Genomic DNA, 25,170 nt, shown 5'->3' on the forward strand with positions numbered 1-25,170 from the left:
GGCTTAGTACATCGCAACCAAAGGTCTGAGCACTGCAATATTATGGCTTAGCAGATCGACAATGTCCCGATCCAGACGAAAATTTGACGCCTCTTCCTCCAGAATAATCAATGCTTTTTCGCTGGACATCCCCTGACGATAGGGGCGGTTCTCGATCATCGCGGTGAAAACATCAGCCACAGCAATAATACGCGAAGGGATATCCAGCGCAGCCGCACCCAGACGAAAAGGGTAGCCGCTGCCGTCGAGGCGTTCATGATGTCTTGCCGCCCAGTGTACGATTTCACCCAGCTCTTCAATGGGGTGTAGCATCTCCAGCGTCTTATAGCTGTGGCGCTTCATTTGCGCATACTCGTCCGGCTCCAGCTTTCCCTGCTTCTCGAGGATTTCCAGTGGAATACCCAGCTTGCCAATATCGTGCAGGTACCCCGCGATGCGGATTTTATCCTGGGTGTAGCGATCGCAGCCGTACAGCTCCGCAAGCTTCGCCGCCACGTGAGCCACGCTGGTACTGTGAGTCTGCGTAAAGCTGCTGTATTTATCGACGATATTCGAAATCAGCAGGCAGACCTCCAGAAAATCATGGTGATCCAGCACCACATCATTGAGCGGGCTGATAACGCGCAGCACCTGTTGTAATGAGGGCGAACTCAGGCGAAACCAGAAACCATCCTCATGGCTGGCATCCTGTAGCGCCTCGACCAGGCACGATGGCCATAGTGGGCTACTGGCCAGAAAACCGGAAACAATATTATTCCGTTGGGCCACATAGTCACCTTCAATCCCGCGCAGCCACAGCTCAAACTCATCGGCCAGATGCACCAGATGCCAGGTATTTAGCATTGTATTCTGCGTGTAACCCAAGGCATCCGCGTGGCGCGTTTCAAGAATTGCGGTCACTGGCTGTAAAAAACGTACGCCGGACATCATTGAGGCGCCAAGTCGTCCATGCTCTTCAATAAAGGCTTTACCATGGGGGCCACTGAAGGGATGCACTTTGCTCAGCGCCCCGATATTGTGCAACATACCCGCAAGCCAGGCGTTATTGATGGTTGCACTGTCAAAACCGGCTCGATTTCCGAGATACCAGCAAATGAGACCCGTGCGTTGCAAATGATGCACCAGTTCAGGAGAAAGCGGGTGCATAATGCTGTGCAGAAGATCAAGTACGGTTTGAACAGATATTTTCATAAAATCCTTTATGAGAATTAAATTAAAAACTTCCTGTAGCCCGTCTGGGCCACAGTAAAATAGAGGGGTTAATCGTAGCCAAACATTATCTGCGCAGTCGCCACCACGCTACCGGTTGATAATGCTGAGGCGTTATAAACTTTGTAATAAGCATGAAGATAAATGTATTGCGTATTGCTTATATCATCATCTTTAGCGATATCTAATATTTGCGAGGCATGTTCCATATTATTGCTACTGGATATTTGCACCTCATCATAGTCACCCATAAACATCCGGCTACGAATGGCAATACCTACCCCTCCTGCTGTGGTTTCATCGTTGACCATTATCTGGTAGCTGGTATCCGAACTGACTAAATCATTGCTGGATAACCAGGCCTTAACATTGCGGGTAGACGTTTTAATTCCGGCCAGGTTGCCGCACTTCAGCGGGATGGTGAAATCGGCACCATCTGCCTTTCCATTTTTTTTCAGGACGCTAAACGGAGCGGGGGGTAATTTCACGCTCATGTCCCGCGTCATATTGCAGGTTGTTTCTTTTGGCTCAAACTGAATCGTTAGCTTCTCATAAGCAATAAAATAATCGGTATTCCAGCTTTTGCGTGCGGTTTCAGACATCATATTGGACCAGGCGCGATAAGCATATGTTTTGCTGGAAAGGAACGGTGAGCTGGAGCCGCTTCCGGTACCGCTCATCACCGCAGGTATGACCGACAGTGCGCCGCTGGTTGTGGTTTTGGTATAGCTTTCCATGCCCACAGGCGGAGCCGACATTAATTCCGCCCGCAGCGTATATTGTGTCTGATATGACAGAGAGTGAATGCCCACGATACCGCTGACAGTCACTTTGGTATCGCCACTAATGGTGGACGTTAATTTTATCCAGTAGCTACTTTCACCATCCGCACTGTTGAAATTCAAATAAACAGGAGAACCGTTGAAACCGGTAAAATAATATAAGTGGTCTTGCGCCAGACCACCGATCCCGATGTTTCCGTAAGTACAGGTCATACTACCCGACCAACTGGTGGTATAGGAATATTCAACGACGTTTGAATTCACGAAAGCCGATGAAAGATTTAGCGACTTATCCGATTCTGCAACGCTGGAAAAAAGTATGCCGGAATTACGGCAGGTATCGCCTGTTACACCGCGAGACTGAGCCTGCGACTGTGCTTGTGCAGATAATATTGGGATTGCGGTCAGTATTATGGCCGTAACCATAAGATAAAATAATTTTTTCATGATTGATTCTGTTAGCTGAGTAAACTGAGTTAGCGACAAATATTTTCAGCATGCTCTGCAGGCTGGGAAATAGTGCAGAATTTTTTAGTCTTGCCTTTGCTGATATTCACTTTCAGGCTGGCGGGAAGCGTCTCTGACTTAATAAAAATCTGACTCCCCTGTGCGACATAGCCGACCTCTTCATTCCCGGCACCGCTGACAACCGCGCCAAACGGCAACTGACCCCCTTCAGCGGTTTGCACATCAAAAGTGAAGAGTCTGCGCGTGTCAGTTTTGTACTTCAGCCAGCTGATACTGCCTTCGTACGGCGCCACATTGAGTAAATTACCTTCAAGGTCGACGTCGCTTTTTTGGGTTCCATCCTGCTCCAGATGGAAATTATTCTGTCGGTACGGTGTCGCGCTGGTGATGAGGGCGATACCTTTGCTGTTGGTGTGTGCGGAGGTATCGCCGTTAACGACCGCGTTCACCACTCCTGGCGCTTCAATAATGACAAAATTACGTCCGTTATGAGGAGACGCCAGCAGCCCACCTTTCCATGCCAGCAGATTGCCGCTGGCACCCAGGCTTAGCTGGCGATATTCACGGGCCAGGGTCGCGCCGCTGTTCATGCTGGTATAGTCATTTTTCCAGCTGGTGTAGAGATCGGCTGCCCGTGAATCGTTGTCACTGTCGTGGCTCAGCATCAGGCTGTAGTCAACATCATGCATATTCCCGCTCATGCTGACGTCAGAAGAGGAATATTTGCCGTTCTGCACGCTGGCATGAGAAGACAGGCTGCCGCCGCTGCCGAATATCGACATCGGTATCGTGACAGAAAAATAGAGGTTGTTTTCCGTCTTACCGCGTGAACGCAACGCGCTCACCAGGTCGCCTTCATAATTGGTTTCATAGTCGTAATAGGACTGCGTAACCTCCGAGCGGCGCAGCGAAACCGAGTAGTTGACGCCGTGACTGGCATTGCTCCAGGTCAGGTTATACTGACGGCTACTTTTCTGACCGCGCCAGTAATCGCGCCAGTAGGCTGAAAGCGACAGTCTTCCAAATTGTTCCCCCAGCGGCTGATTAATATTGGCGCTAAAGGCTTGTTTGCTGTTGATCGTTGAGGTGCCCGTTCCGCCATAATCCTTAATATTGGATTTGGTCAGAATATAATCGCTAAAAGAAGCGTAATCCTGAGTACGGTAATAATACGAAGCCAGTGAAATATTGGTGCGGGTCGGGAAGTATTTACTCCAGGACAGCGCGTATTTTTCTCCATGGCGACGGCTATCGCCAGGCAGATGATACTGCGACTCCTCCACGGAAGCCGAGAGTGACCCAGCGTAGGGGACGGAAACCGCTCCTCCAAGAAGCAGAGACTGATAATCCTGGCTCCAGATCCCGCCCGCTGACGCGGTGAGGTAGTTATTCACCCCACGTGAATAGCTCACCTGGGTAAAATGGCTGCTATCGTCGACGTTGCGCATGTCCACCGCCCCGACGTTAATCTGATAGTCGCTGCTGCCGGGGCGCTGCATATCCGGGATCGAGGAGAATGGCACAATGAAGCGCTCAATGTTGCCGCCGGTGTTTTTTACCTCGACGGATAAATCGCTGCGTGAGCCGGTAGGCATCAGATCGCGGATGGCGAAGGGACCTGGCGGGACATTGATCTGGTGGATGATATGACCATCCTGGGAGATACTGACCACCGCTGAACTGGTTGCAACACCTTCGATCACCGGCATATAAACGTTTTCGCTGTCCGGTAACATCTGACGACTTTTATTCAGTGTTACCCCACGAAAACGAACCGTGTCAAAATAATCAGACGTCGTATAGCTCCGACCAATGCGCAGTACCGAATCGATCGCCGCAATTGGTTTTTCAACAAAACGCGTGGTATTTATCCAGCTACCTTTGTTCATTGCGCTGTAGCGCATCCACGATGAGCTATCGAGAAAATGCCAGCCATACATGTTTAGTCCGCTGTTCAGCGATAAATACAGATTATCGCTGTCACTATAGCCATTCTGCAGGCCGTGAAAATTGTAATAGTTGAAATTGTAATTGGTATACAGGCCATTAATTCCCTGATCCCATTTTTGCGGTGACACCCAGTTACGGCTATATTCTTTTACGAAAGCCTGAGGTACTTCTAAATCCAAACGCAGTGTGCCGGGTATCAGGGCGCTTTTCCCTCCGTGTAGCAGGGTATTAACGTCGAGCTTTTCAGCGGTGCTTTTATTTACAATATCATCCAGCCCCTGAATATCCAGTAGAGATGCGTCGTCTTTATTAATAAGCAGAGTACCTTTATCGTCATTAGCGACGGAAATATTAAATTTCCCGCGCCAGACGTTATTCACATAAACATCCAAATCATAAGCCCCCGGCGTCATAACCAGCCGAGAATTACTCCAGTCCATATCTGCTGAATTACCTACCAGCAGGCTGCTATTAAAATCCTCTGCCAACGCGCCGTATGAAAATATCGCGAGGCTGACAGAGTGAACTAGCAAACTTATACGAAACAGAGAACTGTTTTTCATCAGAATTGAACCTGGAGTCATTTATCTGGGATATCAGTGGATAGTGCTGAATCTCTTTGCGCCATAATCATCAAGCCAGGTAAGGCGATATTGCCCACCGGACTGAATTTTGCTGGACACCAGCGCGCAGCCAAACGGCGGAATAAACGCAGTCTCAGCCAGTAAATTATCTTTTCGGCTTTGCTTTAGCTCGCCACCCTGCCAGGTCACGACCTGAGGGATGGTCATGTAATATGGCGAATTATTCTTCAGGCAGGTGTGACCGCCAGAAGTTGAAACGGTAATTTTCTCCGCCACGCTGCTGTCGAGATCGCTCAGTACATCCGGACGATAGAACAGTTTTATACGATTGCGAATGGCCACTTGTAGGTAGCTATCTCCACTCCCTTCAGGGACGGGAGGGACATCCAGAACGTTAAGCCAGAACACACTTTCGCGGTCTTTTGGCAGCGAATGGGTGTTCATCGCCGAGATTTTCAGAGCCTGTCCGGCGTGTCCGCTCATTTTTACGACCGGAGGCAGCAGAGAAAACGGCACTTTGACTTTCTCCGGCGCGGCGGAAGCATCGCCCTCGTCAATCCAGGACTGCACCAGATGGGTTTGTTCGCTGTCGTTTACCAGTTGCACCGACACAAATTTGGCGCTGGCCGGATAAATAACACGCGTTTCGTTGATCACAACGCTTGCGCTGGCATTCATGGAAATGAACGTAGCCGCAAGAAAAAATATCAGAGTTTTCATAATGTCGTAGAGGAGAGCCGGGGAGACCCCGGCTGAATGAGTTAGTCGTAGCTGAAGGAATAAGTTGCGTCAGTAACCACTTTACCGGTTGTTACGGCCGCGCCACCGTAGTTGTAGTAGTTGGCATACATGGTCAGTGTGACGCCATCTTCGGTGGCAGCGTCAGCGGAACTCAGACCAGTATCGAAAGCGGTATCAAACGGTACGGCAGTGTTACCGTCTTTGGTTAGCGCAATACCCACACCCTCGGCACCATTGTCGCTGTAGTTTTTCAGGTATTTAGCATCATCCGACAGGTTGCTGCTGCTGAAAGTGATTTTAAGCGTTTTAGCTTCGTCCGATGCCGCAGAGCAGTTTTTCAGATTCATGGTGAAGTCTTTGGCGTTGGTTTTAACAACACCGGCGGTGGTGCCCATATCACCCACAGCAATAGGGGAAAGGTTTACCGTGAAGTCTGAACCGTTATTGGTCACTACGTTACAGGTGGTATCGGACACTGAACCGTTAAAGGTAATAGTGCCACCCGCTACGCCGGTTGATTCAGCTGCAAATGCAGAGCTGGAAACCATCAATGCCGCTACGATGAATGTTTTGTTAAACATTTGTGTATATCCCATTTTCATAATCAAATTTACTTTTGTCAGTAGCGTGAAACTTTTTCCCTGCTCCCTGGTTCGCGCTACATCATCCCTGGCATCTGAACAGATGTTGATGATTCATTTCACCTTCTCTGGAGTGGCGCATTCGGTTGCAGAACAACATTTCGCGTCACGCTGTAAGGTTGGAATATAAGACCATTGTTTGCATATTTGGTAAATGTAAATATCGATTAAATTATTTTTTTAAGATTAAAACGCTATTTTTAATGTTTTTTATAAATTTATATCATGAGCGAGGGGATGAAGAGGCTAGCGTTAAGAAAGTAATTACTGGTTAGATGATGGACAAAAGCTGCAAATGACGTTTTTGCAGAACAGCGGAATAGGCGAATGAATAAATTAATTAACTAATTGTTATCAAAAACTTAATAAAATAAACGTGTTAGATACAATTGCCGTGTCGGTTCTGGGCTAAAGTTGACTCCCGGGCAGGGCAATCAATCGGGTTATGAACATGTTCAATACCTTTAAAGTAGTGCTAGGACAATTTCAGGATTGATACCAGGTGCCCAGAGATCCTGCAGCATGTACGGAATAAATGGGATAGCATCAGTTGTTTCAGCGGCAAGAGAACGTGCCAGTTTATCCTGTACACTCCTGTTGATTATTATCTCTTCGTCTTTCCAGTCGGGATTTTAGCTAATGTCAGCTAAAACAGCCCACCCTCAAATACTGAACACGGGCAACTGATCGTGGCATCAACAATGCGGTTAAATGTACCCGTTCCTGTGCTTCCACCTGCTATAAGTAACAATGTTCGAAAAGACCAGTTGGTGGTTGTCATTTCATCCAGTCCATTATCAAATACCCCCTGAAACCATCATTTTCTGCCTGCAGTCTTTAATGGTCTGTTGATATTAAAAATCTCGGAGGTTCAGGGGAAAAGCCCTTCTCCGGTTTCAGCATCAAGGACAAACTCCGAGAAAATAAATTGTCTGACCTGCAGTATCGAACTGAGGTTAAACTTTTGCCTGATCTTGCTGGTATAGGTATAAACAGTTTTTGGCGACAGATGAATGTTCCTGGCAATCGCCAAGGTGTCGTCAGTATCACGCAGGGCAAAAAGTGTCTTTTTTTCCTGGCCTGAAAGCAAGCTGAGATCCCTGCAGCATGTAATATGATTTAACGCATATTGAGGTGAATGCGTCCTGCCGTCATTGAGTTGTTTTCGAAAGTCCATAAAGCACGATTTTCTGTATATCGTCACAAGCGGCTCAAGAACCCTTGAACTGACATCTTTGCCACCGATGAAGATTAACCCGTGCTTATCAGTCAGTTTCTTTCTTTTTAGCAGTCTGAAAATCGCGCCCAGGCTTCTGTACGATTCAATATCAACAATGCAGAGCTTCCTGGCGGGAGACACCTGTTCAAGGATGACAGACAACGCTTTCTTTAAATAAACATCTTTTGTCAAAATCATGTGAGACATAAACATATCCGGATATTTCATAGCGCAATGAATAAGGGCCCTGAGGCCCCTGAGATAACATCAGAATCCGATACGGATACCGGCCACACCCTGAACCGGCGTCTCCGTATGGCTGCCCTGACGATAATTAGCCTCGCCGTACAGCGTTACGTCCTTGCCGACACTGACCGATGCGCCCAGACCGTACTTGCCTGACGTGCCTTTGACGTTGTTGTCAAAGCGGTTGCGCGCATTGATGGTGACTTCATTTGAGTCTGCATACTCCTGCACGATCGCCGCTGACAGGTAAGGTTTAAATTCTGTCGCACCGAGGCTGAACTTGCCGGTCAGCTTCGCGCCGGCCTCACCCGTTACCGAGCGCGGCGTGCCGGTGTTACCCTTCATGCCGTTGCTCAGCTTTACGTCCTCACTGCTCATCTGAACAAACGCCAGGCGGGCATAAGGCGTGAGGCTCAGGTCGTCCCTCACATCAAACTGATAGCCACCTTCAACGGCTGTGCTGAGACCATACTGCGTCCAGTCACCGCCGGTTCTGCCGCCGTTGGTCATCACGGCTCTCAGTTTGTTGTTCAGGCGGTTACCTTTCACCACACCGTCAGCGTAGAAGCTGCTGGCATCAAACCATGTTGCATACAGGCCGATACCGTAGCTGTCGATTTTGCTTTTTCCACCGCGGGCATGCTTAACAGTGTTGTCGCTGTAAGACATGAATGCCCCCGTGACGAGGCTGCCGCGCGCAAAATCCGTCCGCGTGTCGGCACCGATTTCAATGCCGTTCTGATTAAGCTGATACGCCGCGCCATTGCTGGTATCCGTATGGTTTTTGCTGCCAAGGTAGTGACCCCACACGTTACTTTCCGGTCCGGTTTTATCCAGATTTGTCCGGTACATGCGCAGGCCTTCCAGCTCGGAGTGGATGACATTCAGGCCGGCATTCGACATGGCCAGGATGGCGTCCGTTGCCGGGGTGGTCATCGGCTTCTTGTCGCCGCTTCCGCTACCGCCGGTATTGCCGTTGTCACCGCCGTCCGGATTCTCGCCGCCGCCAGGGTTTTCACCACCGCCAGGATTCTCGCCGCCGCCCGGGTTTTCACCACCGCCAGGGTTTTCACCACCGCCAGGGTTTTCACCGCCGCCAGGGTTCTCGCCGCCGCCAGGGTTCTCACCGCCGCCAGGGTTCTCGCCGCCGCCAGGGTTTTCACCGCCACCCGGATTCTCACCACCGCCAGGTTCTTCCGTCATCGCGCCCAGGTACCAGACGTTACCGCCGTTGAGACCGTCTTTATTCTGCTCGCTGAACAGGGTGTACATGTAGGTCCCGCCGTCAACCATGCTGGTGCTTCGCCCGTTAGCCGTGACCATTTCAAAATCAATGTCACCACCCTTCTCATGGATGAGGTTCACTGTGAGGTCGGTGTGGTCTGAGATTTCTTTACCGGAGTCATTAACGGCAATGCCAAACTGGCCTGAACCCTGCTCGATGGTGACAAAGTTGGCTTTGCGGTCGGCCAGCGAGGTATTGAAAAGGAAGTTTCCGGTTCCGTTCAGTTCCGTAATAGTCAGTTTCGCGAATTCACCTTTGCTGTTGCGCAGGAAGTTGACGTTACCGCCGTTCATGGTGAGCTTATCGACCTGAGCCGGGGTATAACTGGCGGTGGTATTGGTAAGGTCGGCGACAGAGAGGGTGCCCCCCGTGATGCGCACGTCCGTTGCGACAGAGCCAGCGTCCATCAGCAGTTCACCACCGGCGTTCACTTTGGTTTCGCCGTCAGCCAGTGCCCCCGTCTGCAGCCACGACTGACCGCTATTGATAGTGGTGTCAATGGCTGTGCCGCCACTGTAGACGAACTGCATGCCCCCGCTATTAATGGTAGTGCCAGTAGCCGTACCGTCACTGGAGACGTTCTGTCGGCCACCACCGTTGATAGTGGTGCCAGTTGCAGTGCCACCGCCGCGGATGTACTGCCTGCCATCGCTGTTGATAGCGGTCTCATTGGCTGTGCCGCCACTGGAGACGTACTGTTCGCCACCGTTGATAGTGGTGTTTGTGGCTGTCCCGCCACCGGATACGGATATGTACTGTCCGCCCCCGCTGTTAATGGTGGTGTCTGTGGCCGAGCCCCCACTGAAAATGCCTTGGACACCACCGCTATTGATGGTGGTGTCAGTGGCTGTGCCACCATAAATGGCCTGTTCACCACTGCCGTTAATGGTGGTCTCATTGGCTGTGCCCCCAATGTGGATGTACTGCTCTCCACTGTTGATGGTGGTGTCAGTGGCTGTGCCCCTATTGCTGACGTCCTGCCAGCCACCGTTGATTGTGGTGCCAGTGGCCGTGCTGTCATGGTAGACCCATTGGAAACCTCTGTTAATGGTGGTATCAATGGCTGTGCCACCACTGTTGACATACTGCTGACCATTATGGTTAATGGTGGTCTCAGTGGCTGTGCCACCATTGACGTCCTGTATGCCCCCGTTGATGGTGGTCTCAGTGGCAGCACCACCGCTGGAGACTCGCTGCTCGCCATCTGTGTTGATGGTGGTCCCAATGGCTGTGCCACCACTGTTGACATACTGATAACCACCGCTGTTAATGGTGGTGGCAGTGACAGAGCCGCCACTGAAGACGCTTTGACTACCACCGTTAATGGTGGTGTCAGTGGCTGTGCCCCTATTGTAGACATTCTGACTGCCACCGCTAATAGTGGTGTTAGTGGCTGTGCCGCCGCTAACGATCTCCTGCTTGCCACCATTGTTGATGGTGGTCCCAATGGCTGTGCCACCTAAGATGTACTGGTCGCCACCGTTGTTGATGGTGGTCTCAGTTGCCGAGCCCCCAACGTAGACGTCCTGCATGCCCCCATAGTTGATGACGGTCTCAGTGGCTGAGCCCCCATTGTAGATGTACTGACTGCCACCGTTGATAGTAGTAGAGGTGGCCGTATCTCCTGAAGAAATAGTCTGTTCACCCGTTAGCGTCACGTCCACATAATCCACGGCCATGACCGGCGCTGAGGGCAGCAGCATTGCCCCCAGCAGCAGTGCCAGGCCGCTTTTCTTTGGTGCCAGTTTCGGGCGACCAGAGCCGGATGCCAGTTCAGAGGTGACCACCCACTGCTGGCGCGACTCGCACCAGACGGTGGTATATATCTTGTTCATAGTAACGCTCCTTAATTATCAACTAATCCTGCATGCAGACGGTCCACCATCCCTGTAACCTGTCGTCCGGTTATTAGCCGCGTGCACTCATACTGTCTTGGGGTATCCCTGTGATGCGGGCACCACAAAAAATCCTGGTGGTCAAAATCAACCGACGTGTCATCCCAGCAGCCGTTACAGCCATGACTGCTGAACACCCGCCAGGGGGTGTAAAATTCGCTATTCGGAAGGCTGAATCCGCTGATCAACACCACAGGTATGTCAGTTGCCCAGGCAAGCCATGACAGCCCGCTGGCCAGACCGATAAAGAAACTCGCATGCCTTAACAGGTCCACCCGCTCCTGAAGCGGAATGTCGCCCGTGAAGTCTTCGGCACCATAGGGGATGTGGTTCCAGACGAAGCCCTGACCGTGACGGGCCTGGCGGTCAATGCACAGCACCCGGTATCCCAGTGATTTAAGGTGGGCTACCACCTCTGCCCAGCCGTGACCGTTGTTCCAGTATTTAGCCTGGTTGGTTGACTGCGCGGCGATGCAGACGTAGGGCTCCGCAATTTTTCGCTCTGCATCCAGCTTCAGGCGAGGCGGGCACTCCCGCGGGTCAACCCCGAGGATGTATCCGGCATTGCGGTGAAAGCCGACTTTCCTGAAATCAACGGGCTGATGAAGTGTGTCAGCCTTGAAGAAAAGACCGACGTACCAGGACGCGTAGGGATTGATTGTCCGGTGGGATTCTTTTGTGGAGAAGGTTATCTCCGGATATTGTGCGCTGAGCAGGTCAATGATTTCCTGCCCCATGACGCATTCAAGCTGGCACCTGTGCAGCTGACGAAATCGCTCGGCGTAATGGAACCAGCCAAGCATATCGCCCAGTGTTCCGGTCGGGAAAAAGATGACGACCGGCTTATCCTTCATGTCCAGTGTTTCATCCAGGATCGGATGCGCTTCTCCCTGGTGGAATACCTGAATGCGGAAACGGATGTAATATTTTTTGGTACTGGCGACCCACCCGCCGTCAGAATCACAGCTGAAAAGGATATTGCCGGAATCATCATCCATTAAAATGACATGCCATTTCCCTTCCGGAAGGTAAACACGCGCGCCATAATTAAAGTCAAACAGAATACCTTCCGGTCCGGCACAGGTCGGAAATTCAGGAGGTGTTGCAAAGTTAGCTGACATATCTTATATATCCCTAGTGTTCATGTGCAGTCGATAAAGGGTCAGTCAATTGCACTGGTTATATCTGTAATATTTTCCGTGACGGGCTGTGAGCCGTTTTTAACTCAGGCCAATAAGCAGTTCCGGATTAAATGTTTTGCGACTGTAAATGTATTTAAATCACCCTGCAGCTGAGGGCGTGATTTTTATTTTCCACTCAGTCAGTCATGTCCGGTCTGTTTACAGGGGTAAGGGTGTTAAATATGTTTGCAGAACTCGTGCATGCTGACGGGTTTTGAAAAAAGATAACCCTGAAAAACATTCACACCTTTATCTTTCAAAAGAGATAATTGTTCTTTATTTTCCACTCCCTCTGCCACAAGCTGGATTTGCAGTCGTTCAGAGAGGGTTACGATTGAATCAATTACCGCGGAATAAATTAATGTACCGTTGCTGACCACTGTAAGGCATTTATCCATCTTAATTGTAGAAAAACCTGAATGCTCAATATATTTAAGACACGAACTTCCGTTTCCGAAGTCATCAATCGCAAATCGCACACCTGCATCGGTAAGTTGTTGCATTGCGTCAAGCGCAAAGTCATCGAGATGCATCGTGCCACGTTCGACAATTTCAAGTAATACAGCAATGCGTCCTGCAAATGTTTTATTAAAATCGGTCACTGCTTCAATAACGTCCGGGGAATTCAGTTGTCTCGCACAGATATTGAAGGAAAGATAGAAGTCATCGGGAAGGGCTCCTTCATAGCCGTTGAAAAAGGTTTTAACATCAGACAGCAAAGAGCATGTCACATCATTAATCACCTCGCATGACTCCATTGCAGAGATGTATTTCTCCGGAGAGTGAAGGACTCCATCTTTTCGGATCCTCAATAACACTTCTCCGCCTGCAACCTTGTAAGCCCTGTAAACCGGTTGCACATAAGGCACAAACTCAGCTCCAGCCAGTTCTGCTGACAGGATCGACTCTCTTATCCGTGTTCCGGCCTTACTGAAGAAACGTTCTGCCTTCCTGAGCATGTTGGTGCTTATCATGGAGTTGCTCCTGAACCATGGTGGATCCGTTAACCTGGGAACTCTTCATATCCCGGATGGTGAATGGCAGTAATGCTGATGACTATTAGATGATAAGAACCTGCTCATTCTGCGAACAATCTTAACTGAGAAGAGTGGCAAATAAGTACATGTATCGTCGTTAAGTTATTTTGCGGATTAAAATGCTAAAATATAAGTGATTTACAATCAATTAACCTGGTAATTAAGATATCCTGGCTGCGTATGGTATGCTTTGCAAAAGTCAGACGTAGTGATAATGAGGTGGAACAGGCGTTTTTTATCGCCTTACGTTCAGGATATTGGAGTGTTCATGTGGATTATTTAATCAGTTCTCTGGCCAGGTATCGTTCAGATGATGGCACAATCTGGCCGGTCTCGGATGAAGATTCTGTCATTATTCTGACAGCAACCATGAACAGACTTTTAGCCTATCTGCTGGAAAGACAGGGGCAGGTGATTAACCGGGATGAGCTGCTGGATAATGTCTGGGATTTACATGGTCTGCGTTCGTCAAACCACACCCTTAATAAATATATTTCCGAAATCAGGAAGTACTTTGTCAGCACAGGGATTCAGGCAGAATGTATTACCACTGTGCCACGAATCGGTTTTATGTTTAATCAGGATATAGAGGTCGTGGTGATGACAGATACATTCCCGGTGCATGAGTCGGTTACCACGACGGACTGTACCGGAGCCGGAATAAAACGGCGGTATTCTGCATTTTCGGCAAAACACAGAATAATCTTTAACATTCTGTTGTTAGCTATGTTTGCCGCCAGTGCCGCCATTTTTATTGCGGGCAGTCAGATCCCGGCAACAACCACATCGGCCCTGAAAGATATTCAGACCCATTTTCTGTTTAACTATCAGAATTGCCCGGTGTACACCATTCAGAAAAACTCCATTTCATTCCTTGAGAAAAAGAAGGACGTATTTGTCACCCTGGCCCGGCAGAATAATATTGACTGCCTGGACGGGGCTGTATTTCTTTATCAGGCGTCAGACGCTTATATTTATGGCAGTAAAGGCCGGGTATTTATCAGCAGATGTACAACGAAAGACAAGCAGTATATATCCTGCCTTAATAACTACTGGAATGGCTATGAAAGCAATTAAGATAAGTCGCCTCTGTGCAGCTGTCAGTCTGCTACTGGTCATGGCATCGTCCATCGGGTTCTATATGTACATGCTTAAGCGACAGAATGGCATGGACATCGACTGCAGCACGATCATTCGTTATAACCATCTTAACCCTGATTTTACTGCCACACTGAACCTCATCTTTCGTCTCGATAAACAATTCTCTGGTCAGGTTGTGTTGTCCGGATATATCAATTCTGAAGGTGACCATGAAACGGTTTCCAGGACGATTCATTTCGGTTACGAGGTGAACAGGCCAGGCGAAATTTCAGTGAGCAATATGCACTATGTCAAAAAATCACAGGACACCGCCAGTGATGAAATATTCAAACACAGCTTCTTTTATGTTCCGGAAGGCACAGTCCGTCAGATCAGGATCAATCCGTTGTTAAATGGCTGGTTGATTGAAAATCTGCAGTCGCCGTTTGCGCTTTGCGTGAATAAGGACAGGTAGCGATAAAGACAGCATACCCAACATGCTCAAAAACCATACCGGGTATGCTCAGAGGATACTCCAGGAGACTACGGCTTATTTTGCCCAGTCTTCCAGCGTGAGCCCCGGCACCCGCTCAAACTCCCTCACATTAATGGTCACCAGCACACGCCGGCGGCGATAGCATGCCGGCAATCGCCGTGTCGTTCGGCCCAGTTGATAGCCGAGACCACGTCCGATCGCTGGCCAACACCGCCTGCTCCAGGCGCTTCAGTACGAATTACAGCTGCCCGTGCAGGATGAACGCTCAGATACAGGTGTCGAGCATATACGTTTTTTCACAGGTCAGCCCGTCCTTCGTCGCTGACATCCTGCATTGATGAGGGGAAGAGATTATTGGAAAACCAGAAAGTTATAACGCTGGACGAGCAGGGTAACAATGTTCGCATAATCAGTGAGTTATGGTAGTGTAGATTAGAATGGGTTTTTTATATTATGAGAGAAAATAATCTTTATTAATCAGCATTAACACACCAAGGCATCATTGGCGTGTGGTTCGTGAAGTCCGTATCAAGTGACTCTTTCAAATCGTTTTTGCTCTTATTTAATCTTCGCTTATTGATTATTCATTTTCCGGCAACGCATAATTCTGGCAGTACAGATAGGGGATCCCCTCTTTGGTAATCAAATACGTCTCTCTATTCAGCGCAAAAAAATCGACGTTGGATACGCTGGTGTTGGTCAGGAAGAAGTCGGGGAGGAGTTCCTGAATGAGACTGGCGGGTGCTGTTTCGCGATTGGATATTTGGATTTTCTGCGAAATCCAAACCGGGCTTGAGCCGTAGCTGGATTGTGTAAAAAGTACCATGCGTTGCACGGTCTGCTCATTATTTTCGGCATCTTTGATAATGCCATCAATATTCACAATACCTTTGCTGCCGCCGGTTTTGATATCAATGATCCCTCGGAATGAGCTTGTATTGCGTACAATCTCGATGGCAGACCGACAGGTCAGATTATGTAACTGACCATTGTTTTTACTGTACCGGTAGACGGCGGTAACAATTAGCGCAGCAAAACAAAGCAACAGGATAATACCTGTCTGGATGCGGGGCGTTCGGGAATAAAAATTCATTAGCTATCATACCGTGGGTAATAAACCGACTGACAGGCGTTTTCCTGCCTGTTTTTCATCGGTGAGCGACATACAAGCACGGATAATTTCTTGGATTCAGGGTAGGTGGTGATATAGATAAATTTATGGCTCTGACACAGCCCAGGATTTTTGTTGATAAATGCCGTATGTCGGGAGAAATTACTGGCATCATTATTAAAATAATACTGACAGTCAGTGGGGGCTTTGTCTGCGGTGATATAGCCGGAGAAATAGTTATCACTGGTTTGCCACGGATACATTATAAGCACACAAATTATCAGGGTAATGGCAAGTATGACCATTTCAGCAGTGGTTATCAAAGGTTGGCGCGCTGTGTCATCTGACAGTTCTTCTATGGCGACATCCGGCACTAAAGGTTCTGCTGTAAAAGATACGCTCTCCTCCGGAGTTTCAATCACCTGAATATTGAATTCTTCCTGGATGATCAGCCCTTTGCGGGGGATCGTGGTGATAAGCGGTTGCTCCAGTTCCAGCTGCAGCAAACTTTTGCGCAAAGAGAGAATGCTTTGATAAAAGGCGTTGAAGCTCACCTGGCGGTGATTTTTACCCCAGCCGAATTCCAGTAGTTCGTTTTGGGAAACCACTTGCCCGCGATGTTGAATAAGTAATAAAAGACATAATGACGCCGAGTGTTTGAGTTTTATCCGCTGATTGGGTTGATCTATCCGCGCCAGAGATTGTGTAGCTGGCGTAAATATTATTATTTTTTCAATCAGATAACTGACATTGCCAGTCTCAGACATGATGTTTCTACTCTTGCTGGTGCGCCAGGCGGTTGGCGAGTCATGATACCACTTAGTCCATAAAGACCACCAGTATGGACCCGACCCTGCAGCGAGAACCGCGAAGTGTTTCAATTTCGTATCATAATATAACAACAATGATAACTTTTTAATGAAAATAAACTATATATAAATCAATGTATTGTATCTTTTTGGCTACATTGAAAAGAACAGAAAGATGAAATAACAACGACAAAGATGATTGCCATTAATTCTTTATGGACAGCGTCATATACTGCCTGGCGCCACCACGCGAAAACAGCATGAGTCTGAACGCGTCAACGGCACCAGGGAATGCCGGTGGTAGATGTAGATGGGAATAAATGTCAGCTTGTTGGTGAGCTGACATTTATTTTTCGTGTTGAGTAAAATTCCACCCTCGTTTTGACAAAGCCATAATTTGCGGTAGAGAGTCCCATGTTCCAGAAAGATATTGAAAATGCTGTAGTGCTTGTTGGTGATGAAATGAAAAAGTCAGATAATGCCTGGCTGTCCTTACGCAAAAAACGCCAGCGTATTGATCTGAAGAGTGATGGAAATATCTTGTTTCTGGAGAAAGGGGCCGTCTCTGTTCATCGTGTGGAAAATGATTTAGTGATGGTAAGTATATCTGCACCGGCCATCCTCGGCTTGCCACAAATGCGTACGGAAGTTGCCGGACACTATTTACGTTGTGATACCGATTGTGAAATGTGGGCAATGAGTGCACCCAATGCCGAACTTTTGTTCACTGCAAAGAATCTTTGGAAACATGCATTTGATATTTTAACGCTACATCTGCAACGCTATTTTCAGCGAGAAAAATTGCAATCGCATCGCACTATCCGTGAATTGATTATTGAACACCTGAAGTATATTTGGTCGATGGAGCTTGAGATGCGTGAAAACACATCTGTGTATACATTCATTCTCGCTCGAAATCATATCTCACGCAGTGCTATCCACAAAGTATTGCAGGAGTTAGTGAGTGACGGAAAAATAATTATGAAGCGAGGGAAACTCTCTTTTTTTGTATGTTAAAGTTAACATTAAAAGCATCTGACGTGTTTTTTGCACTCAGCTGGAATGATAATGCAAAAACTGGGTTTGTGATTTTTGTTAATTATCAGTATGTTGGTTTTTGTCTTTTTCTTCACCGCTGATGCCAGCTACGCGGAATGTCCATTTTTATCTATAAATTAGTATTTATTTATTAATTTGATATGAATATGATGTTCCCTCCAATAATAACAAAAGTCATATCGCCAATGACCAACGGCAGGCCGGAAAACCTTGAGGCACAGCATAGCCGACTGTTTGGCAACCCTACTACCGATACAACGGATGTTCGCGCTGCACTGCAAAACGCGTTGGATCACAATACCTTTGTCCTGCTGGCCCAGCCTATCGTCAGTACTCGTGGTGATGAATCCTATCATGAGATACTGATCCGCATGCTCAATGAGCACGGGGAATTTCTTTCCCCTGACAATTTTCTGTCGGTTGCACGCGACACAGGGTTAGCACCCGATATCGATCTTTGGGTTATTGAGAACACCCTGAAGTACATGCGCTACCATCCGCTGAGTTGTTTTTCCATTAACCTGGCGCCAGTGACGCTATGTCGTTCAGGTATCGTTGCAAAGATAACTGCGTTGTTGCAGGAATATGTGGTGATACCGCAACGGATTATTTTTGAGATAACCGAGGCTGATACCCTGTCAGATAAAGAACACACGGCAGATACACTACGCTTACTACGTCAATTGGGATGTCGGATCGCGATTGATGACTTCGGTGCCGGGTTTGCAAGCTATGAACGCCTGATGAACATTGAAGCAGATATTTTGAAGATTGATGGGTCTTTCGTTCGTGGGGTTATAAAATGTGAGGTTAGTCGCTATATCATCGAATCTTTCTGCCGGGTTGCGGCAATGAAAGGTATGCAGGTTGTCGCCGAGTTTGTTGAAAGTGCCGAAATCCAGATGCACCTGGAACACATGAATGTCGGGTGGTTACAGGGATACCACATTGGCAAGCCACAACCGTTGTTCACGTTAGAGTAATCTATAATCCATTTATTTAAACGTATCATCACGATGCTGTAATCTGCCGATAATATAACCTCCTGGCGGAGGCTATATTAATATCAAGAACATTAGCTGACCCATAATTTACGGATCCTGCAGCTGAAGCTGATTCTCTAAACGCCTATCGCGCAGGGTTGCATAAATAAAGGTAATCACAAACAGCAGAGAAAATAGTACGACTATGGTGGGAGCCGGTGCGCTGTCGATGAAAAATGACAGGTACACGCCCATAAATGAGGTAATGACCGACATCGCCACCGCCAGCCATAAGGCGTGGGAAAATTTCCGCGTCATTAAAATCGCGATGGCGCCAGGTGCAATCAGTAATGAAATTGACAAAATAATCCCTACTGATTTTAGCGTGGCGACAATCGTCAGGGCGATCATGCACAACAGGCCGTAATGCAGCAGTGCGGTGTTAAGCCCACTGGCCTTTGCCTGATGTGGGTCGAACGCATGCAGTAGCAAATCTTTCCATTTAAGTCCGATGATAAGCGCGATCCCCAGAGTAATAACCGCGGTTTGCATGATATCGCTTAACGATACGCCCAGCATGTCGCCGAACAGAATATGATCGAGATGGACTTCTGACTGGATAGAGACGTACAGCACCAGACCCGCACCAAACATCCCGGAGAAAACAATACCCATGATGGTGTCGCGCTTGATGCGGCTGTTATCGTCGAGGTATCCGGTCGCCACCGCGCAGAACAGACCGGCGATAAACGCGCCAATTGCCAGCGGGATGCCCACAATCCACGCCAGTACAATCCCTGGGAATACCGCATGACTCATGGCATCGCCCATCAGCGCCCAGCCTTTGAGTACTAAAAATACCGACAGCAGCGCGCAGGGCACTGCGACGATGGTAGAGATGACCAGCGCATTAACCATAAAGCTAAACTGAAAAGGTTCCAGCAGCGTTGTTAAGATCATACTTGCTCCTTGTTCACCAGACGGGCGCGGCGGCGATTTGCCAGCAGACCGTGTTTTGGTGCGAAGACAAATGCCAGCAGGAACAGCAGCGTTTGCAGAACGACGATAATTCCGCCGGTTGCACCGTCCAGCCAGTAGCTTAGCCAGGCGCCGAAAAAGCTGGTCAGGCTGCCGAGCGCCACGGCGATGGTGAGCAGGCGAGGAAAACGATCGGTCAGCAGCCAGGCCGTCGCACCGGGCGTAACCACCAGGCAAATCACCAGAAAGGCGCCGACGGTTTGCAGTGCGGCGATCGTGGAAACGGAGAGCAGCGTAAAAAACAACAGCTTCAGCCGACCCGGATTCAGCCCGATAGACCGCGCGTGGTTTTCATCAAAAAAGACCACCATCAGATCTTTCCACTTCAAAAACAGAATGGTCAGCGAAACCACGCCGATGATCGCCAGTTGCAGAATATCTTCCGGCGCAATCGCCAGGATGTTACCCAGAATAATGGTCTGGATGTTCACCGACATCGGATTAAGCGACACCATAAACAGCCCGATACCGAAAAAGGACGAAAAAATCAGCCCGATAATGGCATCTTCCTTCAGGCGTGAACGCTGATTGAGAAACAGCATGCTGCCCGCCGCCAGTCCACCGGAAAGAAATGCGCCCAGCGCAAAGGGAAGCCCTAACATATAGGCTCCGGCTACGCCTGGAACGATCGAGTGCGACAGCGCATCGCCAATCAGCGACCAGCCTTTGAGCATCAGATAGCAGGAGAGAAATGCGCACAGGCCGCCGACCATCGCCGAAACCCACATGGCGTTGAGCATGTACTGGTAGCCAAACGGCTCCGTCAGCCAGTTCATGATTGCTCCCCCTCGCTTGCCGCGCGTCGCGAAATAAACGGACGTTCATCATCGGTAATCACGTGTTGTTCACCGCCGCTCAGCGCGACGTGACGCAGAACGCCGCTGAATGCCAGCTCGAGATTCTCGTGGGTAAAGGTGGTTTCGGTTGGCCCACTTGCCAGCACCGTGCCCTTAATCATCACCGTGTAATCGCAAAATTCGGTGACGGATCCCAGATTATGGGTAGAGACCAGCATGGTCCGGCCTTCATCACGCAGTTCACGCAGCAGATCGATGATCCGGGCCTCGGTTTTCACATCCACGCCGGTGAAGGGTTCATCCAGTAAAATAACCTGCCCGTCCTGTGCGATGGCTCTTGCCAGAAAAACGCGTTTTTTCTGCCCGCCGGATAGTTCACCTATCTGGCGATGGCGATAGTCCAGCATATCTACCCGCGCCAGCGCCGCATCCACGCAGTCGTGGTCGATCTGTTTTGGTCGACGCAGCCAACCCATATGGCCAAAGCGGCCCATCATCACTACATCTTCCACCAGTACCGGAAACGACCAGTCCACCTCTTCTGACTGGGGGACATAGGCGATAAGATTCTGTTTGAGCGCCTTATTAACCGGTTGTTGCAGAATAGATATTTCCCCTTTCGCCAACCGGACAAAACCCATCAGCGCTTTAAAAAGCGTTGATTTTCCCGAACCGTTTACGCCGACCAGAGCGGCAATTGAGCCGCCCGGAACCTGAAAAGTGGCATCCCGCAGCGCGGTGTGGCCGTTGCGATACGTCACCGTAACCTGATTCACGGTAATCGCAGATTGACTCATTTTTGGCTCCTTAACCCGTCGTTGATGCCGCTGACGATGGTTTCTGTCGTCACGCGCAGTAAATCCAGATAGGTCGGTACCGGACCATCGGCAGCGCTGAGCGAATCGACATACAGCACGCCGCCGTAGTACGCGCCAGACTCGCGGGCGACCTGACGCGCAGGTTTGTCGGACACGGTGCTTTCGCTAAATACGGTAGGGATTTGATGTTTTCTGATCGCATCGATCACTTTGCGTACCTGCTTGGGCGTGCCTTGCTGATCGGCATTGATCGGCCATAGATACAGCTCTTTCAGGCCGTTATCACGCGCGAGGTAAGAGAATGCGCCTTCGCTGGTGACCAGCCAGCGTTTATCAGCAGGGAGCTTCGCCAGTTCTGCATGCAGTGGCGCCAGAGTCTGCTGGATTTTCGCTTTATAATTCTCCGCATTTTTCTGGTAGGTTGCGGCATGGTCGGGATCGTATTTCATCAGCGCATCGCGAATGTTATCCACGTAGATAAGCGCGTTCTCCGCTGACATCCAGGCATGCGGATTCGGTTTGCCGTTGTATGGCCCTTCGCTGATACCCATTGGCTGCACGCCATTTGAGACCATGACCTCCGGTACGCCGGACAAATTTTGGTAGAAGCGGGCAAACCATAGTTCGAGGTTAAGGCCGTTGGAGAGAATAAGCTGTGCGCCTTGCGCCCGTTTAATATCTCCCGGTGTGGGTTGATATTCGTGAATTTCTGCCCCGGGTTTGGTGATGGAACTGACGTCCGCCGCGTCACCTGCCACGTTGCTTGCCATATCGGCAATCACCGTAAAGGTGGTTATCACTTTGAACTTTTCTTTCGCCCAGGCAGGTGACAGCGTAAGCGCCGTTAACACGCTGGCAAGGAGAAATGACTTCAGATGGGGCAGATGCGGCATAGTATCCCTCACAACAAAGTGGTTAATTTATCATCGAATATAGCCTTTGCTATGTTATATAGCACACGGCATAAACAAATGAAAATAATTCTTATTTGCGTAGGGTGCTAAGGAATGTATCACCGCCAGGTAATAGTCCTGCGCTTAGTTAAGGTGTATTATTTATGCAACTTAATTGTGGAGGCATCATGTCCGGCAAACGTATTGCACGTGAGAAAATGACGATCCAGAGAATGATCTCGCTGTATGAGAGCCAGTGTCCGCAGGCTTCAGATGAACCGGGGCATTACGATGCGTTGTTTGCCTATGCGCAAAAGCGCCTGGATAAGTGCATATTTGGTGAGGAAAAACCGGCCTGCAAACAGTGTCCGGTGCACTGTTACCAGCCCGCTAAACGCGAAGAGATGAAGCAAATTATGCGTTGGGCTGGACCCAGAATGCTCTGGCGTCATCCGATCCTGACCGTGCGTCATCTGATTGATGACAAACGTCCGGTGCCGGAGTTACCCGAGAAATACCAGCGGAAGAAGTGATTTAGCTATTCTATGCCGGGTGGCGGCTGCGCCTTATCCGGCCGACAAAGACAAACGCACCAGTGGCGTAGGCCCGATAAGCGTAGCGCTATCGGGCAATAATCCGTTAAACCAGTGCGTCCTTATCAATGCCCAGGCGCTTCATGCGCGAGAGTAACGTTGTGCGTTTCAACCCCAGTCTTTGTGCCGCGCCTTTAGGACCGGCGACAACGCCATTGGTTTCTTTCAGAACGCGCATTATCAGCTGGTATTCATCTTCGCCATCCTGCGCGACTTCGGTCGCCACCGGCGGCGTAGACGGCGCCATAGCGATTACATCCGGCAAGGACAGTTGCAGCACGTTGCCCCGGGTGAGCAGAACCGCGCGTTCTACGACGTTTTCCAGCTCGCGCACGTTACCCGGCCATTCCATGTTGCTCAGCGTACGCAGGGCTTCGGCGGGAATGCTGTCGATATTGCGCCCCATCCGGCGGGCAATTTTGAAGGTGAAGGCTTTCACCAGCAGCGGAATATCTTCCGGGCGCTCGCGCAGCGGCGGCAGATGGATCGGGAAGACGTTCAGTCGATAGTAGAGATCGTTACGAAACTCGCGATCGGCGACCATCTTTTTCAGATCGCGGTTAGTGGCAGCGATCAAGCGAACGTCGGTCTGGATCAGCTTATTGCTGCCCAGACGTTCAAACTCCTGCTCCTGCAGAACGCGCAGCAGCTTGGGCTGAAGCTCCAGCGGCATGTCGCCAACTTCATCGAGAAATAACGAACTTTTGTCCGCCAGTTCAAAGCGTCCAATCCGCTGCGTGCTGGCCCCGGTAAATGCGCCACGCTCATGGCCAAACAGATCGCTTTCCAGCAATCCGGCAGGCATTGCCGCGCAGTTCATTTTCACCATCCGACGGGCGTTACGTCCGCTCAGGTTGTGAATTGCTCGTGCAATCAGCTCCTTACCCGTCCCGGTTTCACCAAGAATCAGGACAGTGCTGTCGCTTTGCGCCACCATTTCGACCTGTTTGAGTACGCTGTACATCGCTTCGCTGCGGCCAATGATTTCTCCGAACTCACTTTCTACGTTGTTGAGTTGTTCAGTCAGCGCCAGGTTTTCATCGACCAGCCGCTCCTTCAGGCGGTGGATTTCCTGGTAGGCGAGAGCGTTATCCACGGCGATCGCCACACGTTCTGCGATTTGGCGCAGCAGTTTGAGATTGGCGGTGGTGAATACTTTCTCTTCACATTGCGCCAGCTTAAGTACGCCGAGCATATTATTGCCGGACATCAGCGGCAGCAGGCACAGAGTCTGTAGCTGGTTGCCCCAGGTTTCGAACAACATTCTTTCGTAAGGGGCCAGGGTATCGCGTTCGCTCAGGTTAATCAGCAGCATCTCTTTACTTTTGAAGACCCGTTCAGAGAGCGTGCCGGCTTCGTCCACTTCACTTTGTTCGTGTGCCGGATGATGTTCATCCAGATAGTGAGTGGAATAAATGCTGAGCTTGTTTTTGCGATCGCTGCGTAACACGATGCTGATGGCATCAATGTCGAAGTAGTGATGGATCTCTTTGGCGACTTCGCTGACCAGCTCATCAATATCCAGGCGGGAGAGCACAGCATTGGTGATGGCGACCAGGATGCGAAAGTTATCACGCTCACGGCACAGGAGATCGTAATCGACATTGTTGCTGACCCGGCTTTGAATTTGTTCAGCAACGACGCCGACTATTTGGGTGAAGGTCTGCAGCCGGTTGTACTCTTTTTCACTCCACGGTTGGTCTTCGTTACGGATAAATTCGCAACCGCCAAAGATTCGCCCATCTGCTGCCAGCGGTAGCAGGCAATAGTGACCAAATTTAGAATACAGTCCGCCAGAGGCCAGCTGTGGCCAGGTTTCGCTAAACTCATGATAGTTGCAGTGCAGCGCATCGGGGCGAGACAAAATACGGCGTACCGGGCCATGCGCCAGTACCGTTTCGTCTTCATAATCGATGGGGTTACCATTTTCACGCGTCGCAAAATAACGCGCACGCTGCGTTTGTGCCTGCCATAAGACAATAGCCGCGCAGTCGGCCAGCGCTGAACGCTTGACCAGTTGCGAAAGCGCCTCGCTGAGAGACGGCAGGTCGGGCTGCTGTAATAATGTACGAGTAATATCGAACAGGCCTTGCTGTCCGAGGTCACTCATCGGTGTATACGACATATTGCTTTTCCAGGAAAAGCACCGCAGAACGGTGCGAAAACGGTAAATGAATTATAGGTATAAGTCGTAAATTATTGCCGGACTGGTCCAGCTACACGAACCGTAGACCCGATCGGCAAAACGCCATCAG

The 25,170-nt window shown here is 49.6% G+C and carries 21 protein-coding genes and 1 pseudogene; 5 read left to right on the forward strand and 17 right to left on the reverse strand.

The features are described from left to right. Positions 1 to 3: 3 nt before the first annotated feature. The 9 genes from HV237_RS05550 to HV237_RS05590 form a co-directional block, all read right to left on the reverse strand. Positions 4 to 1,191, reverse strand: coding sequence for an HD domain-containing phosphohydrolase (locus HV237_RS05550; protein WP_046274816.1), 1,188 nt, complete (start codon positions 1,189 to 1,191; stop codon positions 4 to 6). Positions 1,192 to 1,259: 68 nt separating this feature from the next. After that, complete coding sequence (locus HV237_RS05555; RefSeq protein ID WP_046274817.1) at positions 1,260 to 2,438, reverse strand: fimbrial protein; 1,179 nt, start codon at positions 2,436 to 2,438, stop codon at positions 1,260 to 1,262. A gap of 29 nt (positions 2,439 to 2,467) precedes the next feature. After that, a complete protein-coding gene (locus HV237_RS05560) occupies positions 2,468 to 4,972 on the reverse strand; it encodes a fimbria/pilus outer membrane usher protein (RefSeq protein WP_047357879.1) in 2,505 nt (834 codons plus the stop codon). A gap of 33 nt (positions 4,973 to 5,005) precedes the next feature. Continuing rightward, complete coding sequence (locus HV237_RS05565; RefSeq protein ID WP_047357878.1) at positions 5,006 to 5,713, reverse strand: fimbria/pilus periplasmic chaperone; 708 nt, start codon at positions 5,711 to 5,713, stop codon at positions 5,006 to 5,008. Positions 5,714 to 5,754: 41 nt separating this feature from the next. After that, positions 5,755 to 6,315: a fimbrial protein gene (locus tag HV237_RS05570; protein ID WP_047357877.1), complete on the reverse strand. Its 561-nt coding sequence runs from the start codon at positions 6,313 to 6,315 to the stop codon at positions 5,755 to 5,757. A gap of 931 nt (positions 6,316 to 7,246) precedes the next feature. Further along, positions 7,247 to 7,801 carry a LuxR C-terminal-related transcriptional regulator gene (locus HV237_RS05575; RefSeq protein WP_158083352.1) on the reverse strand — a complete coding sequence of 185 codons (555 nt, stop codon included), beginning with the start codon at positions 7,799 to 7,801 and terminating at the stop codon, positions 7,247 to 7,249. Between the two features lie 60 nt (positions 7,802 to 7,861). Further along, positions 7,862 to 10,960, reverse strand: coding sequence for an autotransporter outer membrane beta-barrel domain-containing protein (locus HV237_RS05580; RefSeq protein ID WP_181541747.1), 3,099 nt, complete (start codon positions 10,958 to 10,960; stop codon positions 7,862 to 7,864). Positions 10,961 to 10,971: 11 nt separating this feature from the next. Beyond that, positions 10,972 to 12,141: an autotransporter strand-loop-strand O-heptosyltransferase gene (locus HV237_RS05585; RefSeq protein ID WP_047357874.1), complete on the reverse strand. Its 1,170-nt coding sequence runs from the start codon at positions 12,139 to 12,141 to the stop codon at positions 10,972 to 10,974. Positions 12,142 to 12,377: 236 nt separating this feature from the next. Continuing rightward, complete coding sequence (locus tag HV237_RS05590; RefSeq protein WP_047357873.1) at positions 12,378 to 13,175, reverse strand: EAL domain-containing protein; 798 nt, start codon at positions 13,173 to 13,175, stop codon at positions 12,378 to 12,380. 282 nt (positions 13,176 to 13,457) lie between these two features. Here HV237_RS05590 and HV237_RS05595 point away from each other — a divergent pair, with 282 nt between their 5' ends. Together HV237_RS05595 and HV237_RS05600 are read left to right on the forward strand one after the other, a co-directional pair. Continuing rightward, positions 13,458 to 14,315, forward strand: coding sequence for a winged helix-turn-helix domain-containing protein (locus tag HV237_RS05595; protein ID WP_240489675.1), 858 nt, complete (start codon positions 13,458 to 13,460; stop codon positions 14,313 to 14,315). Then, a complete protein-coding gene (locus HV237_RS05600) occupies positions 14,302 to 14,793 on the forward strand; it encodes a hypothetical protein (protein ID WP_047357872.1) in 492 nt (163 codons plus the stop codon). Before HV237_RS05595 ends, HV237_RS05600 begins: the two co-directional genes overlap by 14 nt. Positions 14,794 to 14,868: 75 nt before the next feature. Here the strand turns inward: HV237_RS05600 and HV237_RS26345 are convergent. The 3 genes and pseudogenes from HV237_RS26345 to HV237_RS05610 all read right to left on the reverse strand — a co-directional run. Further along, positions 14,869 to 14,986: pseudogene (locus HV237_RS26345) on the reverse strand (VapC toxin family PIN domain ribonuclease); the annotation flags it as partial. Positions 14,987 to 15,394: 408 nt separating this feature from the next. Further along, positions 15,395 to 15,907 carry a hypothetical protein gene (locus HV237_RS05605; protein WP_016154204.1) on the reverse strand — a complete coding sequence of 171 codons (513 nt, stop codon included), beginning with the start codon at positions 15,905 to 15,907 and terminating at the stop codon, positions 15,395 to 15,397. Next, positions 15,907 to 16,692: a winged helix-turn-helix domain-containing protein gene (locus tag HV237_RS05610; protein ID WP_047357871.1), complete on the reverse strand. Its 786-nt coding sequence runs from the start codon at positions 16,690 to 16,692 to the stop codon at positions 15,907 to 15,909. The genes HV237_RS05605 and HV237_RS05610 overlap by 1 nt, the downstream gene beginning before the upstream one ends. 456 nt (positions 16,693 to 17,148) lie before the next feature. Between HV237_RS05610 and HV237_RS05615 the strand changes: the two genes are divergently transcribed. Next, positions 17,149 to 17,751, forward strand: a complete 603-nt coding sequence (locus HV237_RS05615) for a helix-turn-helix domain-containing protein (RefSeq protein ID WP_047357870.1) — start codon at positions 17,149 to 17,151, stop codon at positions 17,749 to 17,751. Positions 17,752 to 17,978: 227 nt separating this feature from the next. Continuing rightward, on the forward strand, positions 17,979 to 18,776 hold the full coding sequence (locus tag HV237_RS05620; RefSeq protein WP_047357869.1) for an EAL domain-containing protein: 798 nt from the start codon (positions 17,979 to 17,981) through the stop codon (positions 18,774 to 18,776). A gap of 108 nt (positions 18,777 to 18,884) precedes the next feature. Here HV237_RS05620 and sitD read toward each other — a convergent pair whose 3' ends face one another. From sitD to HV237_RS05640, 4 genes are read right to left on the reverse strand one after another with little or no spacing between them, the layout of a single operon-like run. Next, positions 18,885 to 19,736: an iron/manganese ABC transporter permease subunit SitD gene (gene sitD / locus HV237_RS05625; protein WP_047357868.1), complete on the reverse strand. Its 852-nt coding sequence runs from the start codon at positions 19,734 to 19,736 to the stop codon at positions 18,885 to 18,887. Then, the gene (gene sitC / locus HV237_RS05630; RefSeq protein WP_016154199.1) at positions 19,733 to 20,590 is read right to left on the reverse strand and encodes an iron/manganese ABC transporter permease subunit SitC; all 858 of its coding nucleotides are present in this window, start codon (positions 20,588 to 20,590) and stop codon (positions 19,733 to 19,735) included. The genes sitD and sitC overlap by 4 nt, the downstream gene beginning before the upstream one ends. Next, positions 20,587 to 21,408 (reverse strand): iron/manganese ABC transporter ATP-binding protein SitB, encoded by an 822-nt coding sequence (gene sitB / locus HV237_RS05635; RefSeq protein ID WP_016154198.1) that lies wholly within the window; start codon positions 21,406 to 21,408, stop codon positions 20,587 to 20,589. Before sitB ends, sitC begins: the two co-directional genes overlap by 4 nt. Next, a complete protein-coding gene (locus tag HV237_RS05640; protein WP_019077550.1) occupies positions 21,405 to 22,322 on the reverse strand; it encodes a metal ABC transporter substrate-binding protein in 918 nt (305 codons plus the stop codon). Before HV237_RS05640 ends, sitB begins: the two co-directional genes overlap by 4 nt. Before the next feature lie 188 nt (positions 22,323 to 22,510). Between HV237_RS05640 and HV237_RS05645 the strand changes: the two genes are divergently transcribed. Continuing rightward, the gene (locus tag HV237_RS05645; protein ID WP_047357867.1) at positions 22,511 to 22,855 is read left to right on the forward strand and encodes a nitrous oxide-stimulated promoter family protein; all 345 of its coding nucleotides are present in this window, start codon (positions 22,511 to 22,513) and stop codon (positions 22,853 to 22,855) included. Positions 22,856 to 22,961: 106 nt separating this feature from the next. Here HV237_RS05645 and flhA read toward each other — a convergent pair whose 3' ends face one another. Continuing rightward, positions 22,962 to 25,040, reverse strand: coding sequence for a formate hydrogenlyase transcriptional activator FlhA (flhA, locus tag HV237_RS05650; RefSeq protein ID WP_047357866.1), 2,079 nt, complete (start codon positions 25,038 to 25,040; stop codon positions 22,962 to 22,964). Positions 25,041 to 25,170 lie beyond the last annotated feature (130 nt).

Origin of the sequence: Citrobacter sp. RHBSTW-00570 (assembly GCF_013739755.1) — a bacterium.
Classification (GTDB): Bacteria; Pseudomonadota; Gammaproteobacteria; order Enterobacterales; family Enterobacteriaceae; genus Citrobacter; species Citrobacter braakii.